A 13,446-nucleotide genomic window follows, 5' to 3' on the forward strand; every position below is an offset into this window, starting at 1 on the left:
TTGTACCTAGAATTGCTTTGAATTTTCAGTCTTAAATCCAAATGTTGTTTCATAATTCTGTATTTAGACTGAAAATTTGAGGTAGAAAATCTGCATCAATAAAAGAACCACCAGAGAACTGATGGTTTTACTTAGGCTAATTTCTCAAGAAATAATTTTAAGAAAGAACATCTTCAGGAACACGCACCCAACCTTCCATTAGCACACGCGCACTACGACTCATGATGGCTTTTTTTACTTTCCATTCTCCATTTTCCTGCACTGCTTGCGCACCCACTCTTAAGGTACCGGAAGGATGACCAAAGCGGACTGATTCACGTTCACCGCCACCTGCAACACGATTAACCAAGGTTCCCGGAATCGCTGCCGCTGTTCCAATCGCTACAGCGGCTGTTCCCATCATGGCATGATGCAACTTACCCATCGATAAGGCACGGACCAGAATATCGCTATCTGTTTCAGTGACTTCCTTACCACTAGAGGACGTATAAGTCTTTGGCGGAGCCACAAAAGCGATCTTTGGCGTATGCTGACGTGTAACAGCTTCACTAATATCCTGAATCAGCCCCATCTGTTGAGCAGCATAGGCTCGGATGGTTTCAAACTTCACCAAGGCAGCTGCATCATTATTGATATGGTCCTGTAACTCGGTACCGTTATAGCCTAGATCTTCTGCCTTTAAGAAAACTGTCGGGATCCCGGCATTAATCATCGTTACTTCAAAGCTGCCAATATTCGGTACTTCCAGCGTATCGGTTAAATTTCCGGTCGGAAACATTGAACCGCCCTCGGCATCATCATCGGCAGGATCCAGAAATTCAATCTGTACTTCGGCTGCTGGGAAAGTTACGCCATCCAGCTCAAAATCACCTAATTCCTGAACCTGACCATTCTGCATCGGTACATGGGCGATAATGGTTTTCTGAATATTCGCCTGCCAGATTCGCACCGTACACAGCCCATTTTCAGGAATACGTGCAGGATCGACCAGGCCATTGGAAATCGCAAATGCCCCAACTGCTGCAGTCAGATTGCCACAATTACCACTCCAGTCCACAAAAGGTCGATCAATCGATACCTGACCAAAAAGATAATCCACATCATGATTTTCTTGCTGACTTTTAGTCAGAATCACGGTTTTGCTGGTACTTGAACTGGCACCGCCCATCCCATCAATCTGCTTGCCATATGGATCCGGGCTGCCGATCACTCTTAATAATAACTGGTCCCGAATTCGGCCTGCCTGTTGTGCAGCAGCAGGTAAATCGTCCAGTTTAAAGAACACCCCTTTACTGGTGCCTCCGCGCATGTAAGTGGCCGGGATTTTGATTTGGGCAGCGAAACTCATGAATACTTTCTTCCTCTGGCTTGTCTTTATTCTGATCAAAATTATTGAATATTTGTGAGACGAGTATAATCGGTTTAAAGCCAAGTAGTCGCCTTGCCCGACCTAAGTATAAAAAAACAGCATTTGTGTCGAGTTAAAAAAACAGCAAACTCATCAGTTACATTTTCAATAAAATTAATATATTGATTCACATATCTTTTATTCTATTTATTTTTATAATTTTTTTTTATAAATACGATAATAATATTTCATCCAGACGGGTGCTCTAGGCTTCTTATCTTTGTTCCATTACAATCTTTATACCTATTTCTTACATTGTCGGGCTGAACACTTTGAATAACGAGTCTTCACAACTTCAGCGTGGCTTAAAGAACCGTCATATTCAGTTGATCGCCATGGGCGGTGCAATTGGCACAGGCTTATTCTTAGGTTCCGCACAGGTGATCCAATCTGCGGGTCCTTCTATTATTCTTGGCTATGCCATTGGTGGCTTAATTGCATTCTTAATCATGCGTCAATTGGGTGAGATGATTGTTCATGAACCTGTAGCAGGTTCATTCAGCCATTTTGCTTATAAATACTGGGGCAAATTCCCTGGTTTCCTTGCGGGTTGGAACTACTGGATCTTATATATCCTGGTGGCTATGACCGAGCTCACCGCCGTTGCAAAATATATTAATTACTGGTGGCCTCATATTCCAGCTTGGACCTCAGTCCTGTTTTTCTTCATCGTAATTACGCTGGTCAATCTCGGCAATGTAAAATTCTACGGTGAATCAGAATTCTGGCTATCCATTGTAAAAGTGACTGCGGTCATTTCCATGATTGTCTTTGGTCTCTATCTGATCCTGACTGCTGATGCTTCTTCAGGAGCTTCTTTCAGCAACCTTTGGACAGCAGGCGGTTTCTTCCCGAATGGCTTTGAAGGCTTATTCTATATGCTGGCCTTCCTGATGTTTGCCTTCGGTGGTATTGAACTGATCGGGATGGCGGCAGCAGAAGCTGAAAATCCAGAAAAAACTATTCCAAAAGCGATTAATCAGGTTGTATTCCGTATTCTGGTGTTCTATGTAGGTGCGTTGACCATTCTGTTATCTTTAGTGCCTTGGAACCAGCTGGAACTGGGTGGTCTGGATAAAAGCCCGTTTGTAATGATCTTTAGCCAATTGGGGATTGACTGGGCAGCACATCTGCTGAACTTCATCATCCTGACAGCTGCACTTTCTGTTTATAACAGTGGTATGTATGCTAATAGCCGTATGCTCTATGGTCTGGCACAGCAAGGTAATGCCCCTAAAATCTTTAAGACTGTGAACAAACAAGGCGTTCCAATTCCTGCAGTTCTGTTCTCTGCCCTGCTGATTTTCGGCTGTGTACTTCTAAACTACTTTGTTCCTGAAGATGCCTTAAGTCACCTGATTTATGTAGTGGTAGGTGCACTGGTACTGAACTGGGCCATGATTAGTCTGACTCACTTCAAGTTTATGCAAAGCATGAAGCAGTTAGGACAAAAGACCAGTTTCCCTGCATTGTGGTCACCTGCAAGTAATATTCTGGTTTTAGCTTTCATTGCGACCATTCTTTACATCATGTGGACACAAGGCTTTAAAGAATCGGTACTGATGCTTCCGATTTGGGTCGTGATCATGTTTATTCTGTTTAAGGCACTGCGCCCTAAGAATTAATCAAAAAATCTTTTAATCGATGATTTTTAAAGTTATTGCTTCGGCAATAACTTTTTTTTTGCATTTTTTACAGTACAATAGCCTTTTTTCGCGCCCTTAGCTTAACTGGATAGAGCAGTTGCCTCCTAAGCGACCGACGTGGGTTCGAGTCCCGCAGGGCGCACCATCCTTTCAAAATGTGATCTATACTTCAAAAAATTAGCGTTAATCTTCATATTTTTAGAATATTTTTTATACAAAAAATCATTTTTTCTCCATTATTTTATTTCTTTTACTTTCAAATACTTATTTCAAAATAAGGCCATTTTTTGGTGCAAAAACTCTATTTTGGTGCTTTTTTAGACTAATTAGTTTTTTCTAGAGCATTTACTCTTATTTTAATTGTGCTATTTTTGTCACATGGAGTAACAAATGATTGCGGATAAATACCCGAAATCTCCAAGAATTCAATAAGTGCAAACAACAACGCTAGATATAAATTTGTACCTCAAGGAAAGACGTAAATGAAATTAAAAACATTAACTACTGCAATGATTCTTGCAACTGTACCTATGACAGGCGCATTTGCAGCAGCACTAGATCGTTCAGGCCAATCTATTGCAGCCTTCCTACAACCTGGTAACTATTTTGAAGCAGGTATTTCTGTTTTAGATCCATCTGTATCTGGTAAAGCTAATGCAGGTTATACACCTAACGCTGCTATTCCTGCAGCTTTAGCTGGTCTTGAGAATACCTCTCTATCAGACATGGGCGAAGATTATTACTTCCCAAGTGCAGCATTAAAGTTTCAAGTAGCTGATAAATTATCAGTGGGTCTTTTATACGATCAACCTTTTGGTGCTGATGCAGCCTATTCAGTTGGTGATGCTGGAGCAAACCCAGCATTAGCAGGCTTGGGGCTTCCAGCTGCATTATTTGCTGGACAGGGCTTATTGCATGATGGCCAAGAAGCAACTGAAGTAGAAGTTACAACCGAAAATTTAACGTTCCTATTAGGTTTCCAACCAACTGAAAACTGGAATCTATATGGTGGTGCGGTATACCAGACCGTTAAAGGGAATGTTCAACTACGTGGTACCGCATACGGTTCTACTATTGCATTAGGCCAATATAATGCAGATATGAAGAAAGATTCTGCAGTAGGCTGGATTGCAGGTTTAGCTTACCAAATTCCTGAAATCGCATTAAAAGCATCTTTAACGTATCGCTCTGAAATTGATCACGAAGCAGCAACGAATGAATATGGTACAAGCTTAATTTTAACTGGTTTAGTTCCTGGACCAGGTGCGGTATATAACGAAAACACTACTACCAAAATTACAACTCCACAATCTGTAAACCTTGATTTCCAAACTGGTATCATGGCTGACACAGTCGCTTTTGCTAATGTGCGCTGGGTAAACTGGGAAGATTTTTCAATTCGTCCTGAACAGTTTGGTACAGTTTCAGAAGCTTTAGGTGCCGCAGGCTTAACCCCAGATAATCCAAATGGTTTTGACTTAGTGGGTTATACAGATGATCAATGGTCAGCTACTGTAGGTGTAGGCCGTAAATTTAATGAAAAATGGGCAGGTAATGTCTCTGTAGGTTGGGATTCAGGTGCAGGCAACCCTGTTTCAACTTTAGGTCCAACTGAAGGTTACTGGAACGTTGGCCTAGGTCTACAATTCTCACCTGCTGCAAACTACTTTATCGCTGGTGGTGTGAAGTACTTCTGGTTAGGTGATGCTAAAGCTCAACCTGCATCAATGTTTGGTACAGGAAACTCTGTGGCACAATTTGAAGATAACCATGCTTTAGGTTATGGCTTAAAAATGGGCTATCGCTTCTAATTCCTGTTAGTTAATAAAAACCACCTTCGGGTGGTTTTTATTGTCTCATTTATATTTTTATACACCCGTATACTATTCGATGCTTTTATCACCAATCAAATTTTGCCTAAATTTTGTTTTTAATATATTTTGATAAAAATTATTATTTGTTTATTTTCATTAAGTTAATCAAAAAAATATAGTATAAATACTCTAAGCAATCATTTTTTATAACCGCCATAGTTAATTTCTTGGACGAAGTGGAGCATTTACTCTTTTTAAATTTGTGTTACTTTTCCACAACTTTTATTAATATTTATGCAACATTGTCAAGGATGAGCCATGAAGCTTAAGCCAATCTCTATCGCTATTCTTCTTTCTAGCCTGCCTACTTCTCTCGTGTTCGCTGCCGGTTTAGACCGTTCAGGCCAGTCTATTCAGGCTTTTTTACAACCTGGTAACTATACAGAAGCAGGAATTTCTGTTCTTGATCCAACTGTGAAAGGGACATCTAAAGTATCTGCTTTTGAAGGTGAAAAAATTAACGACATGGGGGAAGATTACTATTTCCCCTCTGCTGCAATTAAAGTTCAAGCAACAGACAAAATTTCTTTAGGCTTGATCTATGATCAACCTTTTGGAGCAGATGCAACATACGCTGAAACTGCTGGTTCTTTTGGTAATGGTGTAGAAGGTACATCAGTTGATGTTGACACACATAATTTAACTGCCCTCATTGGTTATCAACCTACAGAAAACTGGAATTTCTATGCTGGTCCAGTGTGGCAAACTGTTGAGGCTGATATTAAATTACGGGGGGGTGCTTATTCTTTATTAAGTGGCTATAACATTCAGCTTAAACAAGAAGAAGCCTTTGGATGGCTTGCTGGATTTGCTTATCAAATTCCTGAAATTGCATTAAAAGCTTCTGTTACCTATCGTTCAGAAATTAAGCATAAAGCAAAATCTTCTGAACAGTCTGATTTAGCTCTTTTAGGACAACAACTTCCTGATGCAGGTCATCCTTTAAGTCCAGCAAAACCATTATTGGCGACTTTAGGTGAAAGAGAAAGTACTGTAGAGGCGGTTACACCTCAGTCGGTAAATATTGATCTGCAATCAGGTGTCGCTCAAAATACTATTGCTTTTGCAAATCTTCGTTGGGTTCATTGGGATCAATTTGCTGTAACACCATCTTTACTCGCTCAAGCTTCAGCCTTGGCAAAAGGAAAAGCACAAAATCTGATCGATTACTCTAATGATCAATGGTCAGCAACAGTCGGTGTAGGTCGCAAATTCAATAATAAATGGTCAGGTTCAGCTTCTGTAGGTTATGACTCAGGTGCAGGCAACCCTGTAACGACTTTAGGTCCAACTGAAGGTTACTGGAATGTAGGCTTAGGTGCTCAATATAGCCCTGCTGAGAATTACTTTATTCAGGCTGGCGTAAAATATTTCTGGTTAGGCGATGCCCAAGCACAAACTGGCGGTACTATTGTAGGTGATTTTGAAGACAACCATGCCATGGGTTATGGCCTAAAAATCGGCTACCGTTTCTAAGCAATAAAGAGTTTTACTCTAATAAAAAAAGGCACCCTTTGGTGCCTTTTTTTAATTTCAAACTTAAAAATTAAGCTGGAATATTACGTACCGATGCATTACGGATTGCTTCTTTCAATGCGTCATAACCATAAATTGGCGGGAATTGCGGGAATTCTGCAATCACATTCTCTGGTGCGTCGAACAGGAAGCCATGATCTGCTTCACCCAGCATTGTGGTATCGTTATATGAATCACCGGCTGCAATCACACGGAAATTCAGACCGTGTAATGCTTTCACTGCCTGACGCTTCTGATCTGGCTGGCGAAGTTTATAAGCAGTGATCATGCCCTCTTCATCAGTTTCCAGCTTATGACAGAAAATCGTTGGCCAGCCTAGTTGCTTCATTAAAGGATGAGCAAATTCATAGAAAGTGTCAGACAGAATAATCAGCTGAAAATGAGTACTTACCCATTCTACAAATTCCTTGGCGCCTTCAAATGGCCCCATATCCGCAATCACAGCCTGGATATCATTTAGACCCAAACCATGCTGTTTTAAAATATTCAAACGCTGGGTCATCAACACATCATAGTCAGGAATATCACGTGTCGTTGCTTCGAGCTCTTTAATACCTGTTTTTTTAGCAAAATTGATCCAGATTTCTGGAACCAAAACGCCCTCTAGATCTAGACATACGACTTCCATGAAGCATCCCCTCAGTTGTATTGAAAAAATTTTGCCCTATCATAGCTGAAGAAAAAGATTTTGCACTGTTCTTTTTTAAATCTGTTTTTTTCATAAGTATTTATTTTTTAGTGATAAGTAGCTTTGGGCATTTCTATTAAAATAGAATAAATCTGAAATAAATTCATATAGGCCACGTCATTTCCAAGCCTATGTCGCCAGGACTCATATGACCAAAATCCCCACTATTGCTATGGTAGATGCGCTCGCATCTGAATATGCAGATAAATCACCAAGTGAAATTTTAGCGCTTGCTCTCGACCAGGAAGGCGAAATTGCCATTTCATTTTCCGGTGCAGAAGATGTCGTACTGATTGATATGGCATCCAATTTAGGTAAACCTTTCCGGGTATTTAGCCTGGATACAGGGCGTCTGCATGCTGAGACTTATCAATTTATTGAAAAGGTTCGTCAGCACTATAATATTGATATCGAAATCTGCTTCCCGGAAACAGAGGAGATTCAACAACTGACGACTGAAAAAGGTTTGTTCAGTTTTTACCGTGACGGCCATCAGGAATGTTGCGGAATCCGCAAGGTGCAACCTTTACGCAAAAAACTGGCAACTTTAGATGGCTGGATTACCGGTCAGCGTAAAGACCAAAGCCCGGGAACACGGAATGACATTCCGGTGGTTCAATCTGATGAAGGTTTTTCTGGTCCAGGCAAACAGCTGATTAAATATAATCCCCTTGCCAACTGGTCTAGTGCAGATGTGTGGAATTATATCCGAATGATGGAAATTCCATACAACCCACTACATGAAAAAGGTTTTATCTCCATTGGCTGTGAACCTTGTACCCGTCCTGTGCTGCCAAATCAGCATGAACGTGAAGGACGCTGGTGGTGGGAAGAAGCCACCCATAAAGAATGTGGCTTGCATGCCGGGAACTTGAAAAAATAATCTTAAAAAACCATCCGTTCGTCGGGTGGTTTTTTTGTGAACCAATCGGCTACAGAAAAATCAGTACCTTTATGCGACAAAATCGCTATACTTTGTAATGTGATACCAATAATTCTAACAAGGTTGCTTATACATGAGCAGCTGAAGAAAATGCAGTGAGGCAATCTACGCTATGCGTCCATTACATCCGATTGACTTTATTTTTTTGTCTTTAGAGAAACGGCAGCAGCCTATGCATGTAGGCGGGTTATTTTTGTTTCAAATTCCTGACAATGCACCAGCCTCTTTTATCCGGGATCTGGTGACTGATATTCGCAATTCCAAATCCTCACCGATTCCTCCATTTAATAACTATTTAAACGGTTTATTTTGGGATGAAGATGAAGAATTTGATTTAGATCATCATTTTCGCCATATTGCCTTACCGAAACCTGGGCGTATCCGCGAGCTGCTGACTTATATTTCCCAAGAACATAGTGCACTGATTGACCGCGCTAAACCGCTTTGGACCTGTCATATTATTGAAGGCATTGAAGGCAACCGTTTTGCCATGTACTTCAAGATTCACCATGCGATGGTAGATGGTATTGCAGGCATGCGTCTGGTAGAAAAATCACTTTCTCATGATCCACATGCGAAAAGTATTGTGCCACCTTGGTGTGTAGAAGGCCCACGAGCAAAACGTCTGAAAGCGCCGAAAGTCAGCCGCATGAAGAATGTGCTACAGGCGATTAAAGGACAGCTGGAATGTACACCACGAGTGGCTTATGAATTATCGCAAACCGTACTGAAAGATATGGGGCGTAATCCAGATTATGTATCCAGCTTTCAGGCGCCAAGTTCGATTTTAAATCAGCGTGTTAGTACCTCACGTCGTTTCGCAGCCCAATCTTTTGAGTTCTCACGTCTGCGTCATATTTCCAAAGCTTTAGGTGTAACCATTAATGATATTGTGCTGGCGATCTGTTCAGGTGCCTTACGCGAATATTTACTCACACAAAATGCTTTGCCGAAAAAACCATTGATTGCGATGGTGCCGGCTTCCGTACGTAGCGATGATTCCGATGTTTCCAACCGTATTACCATGATTCTGGCGAATCTCGGCACGCATAAGGATGATCCTTTAGAACGCTTAAAAACGGTACGTCGCAGTGTACTCAGTGCTAAAGAGCGCTTTAAGCGCATGAATGCCAATCAAATTTTGAACTATAGTGCCTTTGTCTATGGTCTTGCAGGATTCAATATTGCATCTGGCTTAATGCCAAAACGTCAGGCATTTAACGTGATCATTTCAAATGTCCCTGGTCCTCAGGAACCCCTATACTGGAATGGCGCACGTTTAGAAGCCTTATATCCGGCTTCAATTGTACTGGATGGACAAGCACTGAATATCACGATGACCAGTTATATGGACAAGCTTGAAGTAGGTCTTACCGCTTGCCGTAATGCTCTACCAAAAATGCAGAATCTGTTGACTCATCTTGAAGAAGAAATTCAGCGCTTCGAACGGATTGTGGATGGTGAACCCGTCCCAAAGTTGAAAGCGGTCAGTTAGCCGCGGACGAATAAAATCTGGCAATGGACTGCTAAAAAGTGTGTGAGCACTTTTGCCAATTATTTATTGAAAAACAAAGGGGCAATTTAAGCCCCTTGATTTTATTCCTTTTACAGTTTGAATGAAATTCATATAACTGCAATCTATTTTGGTTTAATTAACTTTTAATAGTACGACACTGTTTTAATAACTGATGGCAAACAGAGCGAATCATAGAAGCTGTAATCTGAACTTCATTCCCGCGTTCATCCACAATATATCCTGCATGCACAGACTTTGGTTCTAATACGTGTTTCAAGCTTTTATTGATTACAACTTTACTCATACTCATCATAGACTCCTTTTGCTAAGCCTAGAACTGGGAGAAAGGCTTTGGCTAATTTGATGTTTCTAGTATTGTAAATATCAGTAGAGATGTAAAATTTCAGATGTAACAAGTGTTTAACGATATTCTGTTACAATTTCAGCTGAGAATGATATCGTATTGCTCTTGCGTGTATAAATTTTCGACCTGGAATTTAATTACACGATTAATAAAGTGTTCCAGATCCGCCACAGCTGGGGCTTCTGCAGTCAACAGCCGATCAATCACTGCCGGATGGGCAACGACAGTAAAGCCACTTTGTGATTCATAAGCGCGAGCATAGCGCAGGATTTCTCGAAAGATTTCGTAACACACTGATTCTGCTGTTTTCACATATCCACGTCCCTGACAGGTCGGACAGGACTCGCATAACAAGTGTTCCAAAGACTCACGGGTACGCTTACGCGTCATCTCCACCAGCCCCAGTTCAGACACCTGGGTGATCTTGGTTTTGGCATGATCACGTTCCAGCATTTTCACAAACTGGTTCATCACCTCTTCACGATGCTGCGCTTCCTGCATGTCAATGAAGTCGATGATAATAATACCGCCCAGATTACGCAGACGCAGCTGACGTGCAATGACCTGTGTGGCTTCCATATTGGTTTTAAACACCGTATCTTCCAGCGAGCGACCGCCCACATAAGAACCGGTATTGACGTCAATTGTGGTCATGGCTTCAGTCTGGTCAATCATCAGATAACCACCGGACTTCAGTGCTACACGGGTTTGTAGAGCCTTTTGCAGATCTTCTTCGACATTGTACAAATCGAAAATTGGTCGCTCGCCCGGATAATGCAGTAAACGGTCTTTCATGTTCGGCACGAACTCATCCACAAACTCTTTCAGCTTGCCGTGAATTTCACGTGAATCGATATAGATCTTTTCGGTTTCTTCATTGGCCAAGTCACGAATGACACGCTGTGGCAAAGGCAGCTCTTCAAAAATTAATGAAGGCACTGCGATGACTTTTTGTTTGCGCTGGATGTATTCCCATAGTTTAGCTAAGTAAGCCATATCCTGAGCAATGGCTTCCTCTTCAATGCCATCCGCAGCAGTACGGACAATCACGGAACCTGGCAGCTTGTGTTCTGCCTGAATACGCTCAATGATCGAGCGTAAACGATTGCGTTCATCTTCGGATTCAATCCGCTGCGATACACCAATATGATTGCCATATGGCATCAGGACCAAATAACGTGAAGGAATAGAAAGATCAGTAGATAGACGTGCGCCCTTGGTGCCGAGCATGTCTTTCATCACCTGAACGGTGAGAATCAGACCCGGCTGCAACAGCTCGAATACATTCGGCGTTGGCTGGTTACGTGGCCAGACCATGTCATTGATATGCAAAAATGCCGTTCTGGACAGGCCAATATCAACAAAAGCGGCCTGCATGCCCGGCAAGACCCGGACCACTTTCCCTTTATAGATATTCCCGACCAATCCGCGCTTGGCCGTACGCTCGACAAACAGTTCATTCACCGTGCCGTTTTCAATCAACGCCACCCGACATTCCATCGGTGTGACGTTAATCAACAACTCGTCAGACATAACAACACTCAAAACATTATAAGAATTCTTTTTCAGCAGTTAATTTAGTGCCTTAACCGTCTGCAATAACTGTACTGTTTCATATAGTGGCAAGCCCACTACATTCGAATAACTACCTTCTATTCTTGGAATATAACGCGCTGCAATTCCCTGTATTGCATAGGCGCCTGCTTTCCCAAGCGGCTCACCTGTTGCCCAGTAACTTTCCATATCATGGCTATTTAGTGGCTGAAATTCAACCTGTGTACGAACTACTATACTGTATTTTTCTTCTTTTGTGCGGACGCACACTCCAGTAAACACATCATGCCATCTCCCTGAAATTTTTTTCCACATTTCAAAGGCATGCTGTTTGGATTCAGGTTTCCCCAAAATCTCATTATTCACACCTAAACTGGTATCCGCAGCAATAATAATGGCATCCGGAAACAGCTTGGCCACCGCTTCCGCTTTGACTTGCGCCAGACGTTCGACATAGGCTGCAATGGACTCATTTTCCAGTACAGATTCGTCTACATCTGGGCTAGAGATCTCAAAGTTCAGCCCGAGTTGCTGCAAAAGTTCACGGCGTCGGGGTGAGCTGGAAGCGAGGATTAAATGCGCCATTTTCTCAAAAAGTAATAAAGCACTGGCCATATGATGACACTAGTCAGCATGGGAATCCAATGTCGTGCAAATGAGAATTGTACGCCGGTCGAAATCTGGGCAAAGAATATAATCATCAAATGTGCCAGAATCGCAATTGCCGTAATGACCCATAAATTAGCAAAGGTCAGAATACGGCGCTCACGGGTCAGGAAACGTGCCACAAAAGCAATGATGATAAAGCTAAGTGCATTAAGACCTAAAGGCGCATCAAGCAGTAAATCAATGAATATCCCGGTAGCAAATGCAAACCAGATTCCACACCAGGTCGGCTGACACAACACCCAGAACAGCATGATCATCAGCATAAACTGCGGGCGCCAGCCAGAGAGCGAATAAGATAAAGGATAGACCACCAGAACCGAGGCAAAAATTACCGAAATCATGATCGGCAACAAGGGATCCCGATGGGTTCTTGGTTTCAGTTTAGCGATCGACATGTGGCTGCTCCATCGCTAAAGAATCGGAAAATAACACCACTACATGATGACCACCAGCCAGTTGCGCGGCTGGAGTAACATCAATCTGGGCAAATTCACCTGAATTATGACGTTGTACTTTAGAGACGGTGCCGACCAGATAGCCTGCCGGGAAATGCTGTCCCAAACCCGAGCTATAGACTTTTTCACCGACTTTGATGTTGGCACTGGTCGGTACATATTCCATTTTCAGGCGTCCCAGATCCCCGGTTCCCGAGACAATGGCACGCATGCCAGTATGTTCCAGACGTACCGACAAGGAGTGTTCTTTATCAGAGAGCAGCATAACCCGGCTACTATGCGCATAGACATCAATAATCTGTCCCATAATCCCCATGTCATCCAGTACGGTCTGACCGACTTTCAGCTTGTTATTGGAACCACGGTTGATCACGATGATATGGCGTAGCGGATCAGCATCGGTACCAATCACCTCAGCAATTTCCATACGTCCATCAAGAATCAGAGAGGTATCTAAAAGACCGCGCAAACGGGTATTTTCTGCAGAAAGCTCTGCAATTTTTTGTAGGCGAACTTGCGCCTGCAATAGCTCAGCCCGCATCGCGGTATTTTCACGACGCAGTTGTGCTTCAGATTTGGTTTGTTGATTCAGCCATTCTCGCGACAGTACTGGATAGCTGGCCACGGCATAAATGGGATTATAGGCCGCGTACAAGACATCCCTTGCAGGTTGAACAACATGTGGCATGCGCCAGTCAAAGAACAGCACCACCAGACATGTTATCAGTGCAATGATAAAAGAGCGAAAAGATGGCGGTTGTCGAGAAAACAGATGTGCTTGCACCCGCCGAAT

At 42.4% G+C, this 13,446-nt stretch carries 12 protein-coding genes and 1 tRNA gene; 6 read left to right on the plus strand and 7 right to left on the minus strand.

The window, feature by feature from the left end; translation table 11 throughout:
- Window positions 1-157: 157 nt before the first annotated feature.
- A complete protein-coding gene (gene prpF / locus C3F22_RS10105) occupies window positions 158-1,348 on the minus strand; it encodes a 2-methylaconitate cis-trans isomerase PrpF (RefSeq protein ID WP_004783077.1) in 1,191 nt (396 codons plus the stop codon).
- A gap of 332 nt (window positions 1,349-1,680) precedes the next feature.
- Here prpF and C3F22_RS10110 point away from each other — a divergent pair, with 332 nt between their 5' ends.
- The 4 genes from C3F22_RS10110 (at window position 1,681) to C3F22_RS10125 (ending at window position 6,404) form a co-directional block, all read left to right on the plus strand.
- A complete protein-coding gene (locus tag C3F22_RS10110; RefSeq protein WP_004783078.1) occupies window positions 1,681-3,033 on the plus strand; it encodes an amino acid permease in 1,353 nt (450 codons plus the stop codon).
- 90 nt (window positions 3,034-3,123) lie between these two features.
- Window positions 3,124-3,199: transfer RNA gene (locus tag C3F22_RS10115), tRNA-Arg, on the plus strand.
- Window positions 3,200-3,536: 337 nt separating this feature from the next.
- Window positions 3,537-4,865, plus strand: a complete 1,329-nt coding sequence (locus tag C3F22_RS10120; RefSeq protein WP_004783080.1) for an OmpP1/FadL family transporter — start codon at window positions 3,537-3,539, stop codon at window positions 4,863-4,865.
- A 321-nt stretch (window positions 4,866-5,186) separates the two neighbouring features.
- Window positions 5,187-6,404 carry an OmpP1/FadL family transporter gene (locus C3F22_RS10125; RefSeq protein WP_104426482.1) on the plus strand — a complete coding sequence of 406 codons (1,218 nt, stop codon included), beginning with the start codon at window positions 5,187-5,189 and terminating at the stop codon, window positions 6,402-6,404.
- Between the two features lie 70 nt (window positions 6,405-6,474).
- On the opposite strand, the gene thrH is transcribed toward C3F22_RS10125, so the two are convergent.
- The gene (gene thrH / locus C3F22_RS10130) at window positions 6,475-7,092 is read right to left on the minus strand and encodes a bifunctional phosphoserine phosphatase/homoserine phosphotransferase ThrH (RefSeq protein ID WP_004783083.1); all 618 of its coding nucleotides are present in this window, start codon (window positions 7,090-7,092) and stop codon (window positions 6,475-6,477) included.
- A gap of 208 nt (window positions 7,093-7,300) precedes the next feature.
- On the opposite strand from thrH, the gene C3F22_RS10135 reads away from it, so the two are divergent.
- Window positions 7,301-8,035: a phosphoadenylyl-sulfate reductase gene (locus C3F22_RS10135; protein ID WP_004783085.1), complete on the plus strand. Its 735-nt coding sequence runs from the start codon at window positions 7,301-7,303 to the stop codon at window positions 8,033-8,035.
- Between the two features lie 172 nt (window positions 8,036-8,207).
- Window positions 8,208-9,590, plus strand: coding sequence for a WS/DGAT/MGAT family O-acyltransferase (locus C3F22_RS10140; RefSeq protein ID WP_104426483.1), 1,383 nt, complete (start codon window positions 8,208-8,210; stop codon window positions 9,588-9,590).
- A gap of 157 nt (window positions 9,591-9,747) precedes the next feature.
- On the opposite strand, the gene C3F22_RS18365 is transcribed toward C3F22_RS10140, so the two are convergent.
- The 5 genes from C3F22_RS18365 to mreC form a co-directional block, all read right to left on the minus strand.
- The gene (locus C3F22_RS18365; protein ID WP_171284726.1) at window positions 9,748-9,921 is read right to left on the minus strand and encodes a PA1571 family protein; all 174 of its coding nucleotides are present in this window, start codon (window positions 9,919-9,921) and stop codon (window positions 9,748-9,750) included.
- Window positions 9,922-10,053: 132 nt separating this feature from the next.
- Window positions 10,054-11,508: a ribonuclease G gene (gene rng, locus C3F22_RS10145; protein ID WP_005234484.1), complete on the minus strand. Its 1,455-nt coding sequence runs from the start codon at window positions 11,506-11,508 to the stop codon at window positions 10,054-10,056.
- A gap of 39 nt (window positions 11,509-11,547) precedes the next feature.
- Complete coding sequence (locus C3F22_RS10150) at window positions 11,548-12,114, minus strand: Maf-like protein (protein WP_034581127.1); 567 nt, start codon at window positions 12,112-12,114, stop codon at window positions 11,548-11,550.
- Window positions 12,102-12,593: a rod shape-determining protein MreD gene (gene mreD / locus C3F22_RS10155; RefSeq protein WP_005234482.1), complete on the minus strand. Its 492-nt coding sequence runs from the start codon at window positions 12,591-12,593 to the stop codon at window positions 12,102-12,104. The genes C3F22_RS10150 and mreD overlap by 13 nt, the downstream gene beginning before the upstream one ends.
- On the minus strand, window positions 12,580-13,437 hold the full coding sequence (mreC, locus tag C3F22_RS10160; protein ID WP_104426484.1) for a rod shape-determining protein MreC: 858 nt from the start codon (window positions 13,435-13,437) through the stop codon (window positions 12,580-12,582). The genes mreD and mreC overlap by 14 nt, the downstream gene beginning before the upstream one ends.
- Between the last annotated feature and the right edge of the window lie 9 nt (window positions 13,438-13,446).

Source organism: Acinetobacter sp. ACNIH1, assembly GCF_002934695.1.
Lineage (GTDB): Bacteria > Pseudomonadota > Gammaproteobacteria > Pseudomonadales > Moraxellaceae > Acinetobacter > Acinetobacter variabilis.

Excerpts from the sequence above, each read along its gene's own strand:
- C3F22_RS10125 (WP_104426482.1), top strand. The coding sequence starts at position 5,187 with ATGAAGCTTAAGCCAATCTCTATCGCTATTCTTCTTTCTAGCCTGCCT.
- rng (WP_005234484.1), bottom strand. The coding sequence starts at position 11,508 with ATGTCTGACGAGTTGTTGATTAACGTCACACCGATGGAATGTCGGGTG.
- mreD (WP_005234482.1), bottom strand. The coding sequence starts at position 12,593 with ATGTCGATCGCTAAACTGAAACCAAGAACCCATCGGGATCCCTTGTTG.
- C3F22_RS10120 (WP_004783080.1), top strand. The coding sequence starts at position 3,537 with ATGAAATTAAAAACATTAACTACTGCAATGATTCTTGCAACTGTACCT.
- C3F22_RS10135 (WP_004783085.1), top strand. The coding sequence starts at position 7,301 with ATGACCAAAATCCCCACTATTGCTATGGTAGATGCGCTCGCATCTGAA.
- C3F22_RS10140 (WP_104426483.1), top strand. The coding sequence starts at position 8,208 with ATGCGTCCATTACATCCGATTGACTTTATTTTTTTGTCTTTAGAGAAA.
- C3F22_RS10150 (WP_034581127.1), bottom strand. The coding sequence starts at position 12,114 with ATGGCGCATTTAATCCTCGCTTCCAGCTCACCCCGACGCCGTGAACTT.
- C3F22_RS18365 (WP_171284726.1), bottom strand. The coding sequence starts at position 9,921 with ATGAGTATGAGTAAAGTTGTAATCAATAAAAGCTTGAAACACGTATTA.
- prpF (WP_004783077.1), bottom strand. The coding sequence starts at position 1,348 with ATGAGTTTCGCTGCCCAAATCAAAATCCCGGCCACTTACATGCGCGGA.
- thrH (WP_004783083.1), bottom strand. The coding sequence starts at position 7,092 with ATGGAAGTCGTATGTCTAGATCTAGAGGGCGTTTTGGTTCCAGAAATC.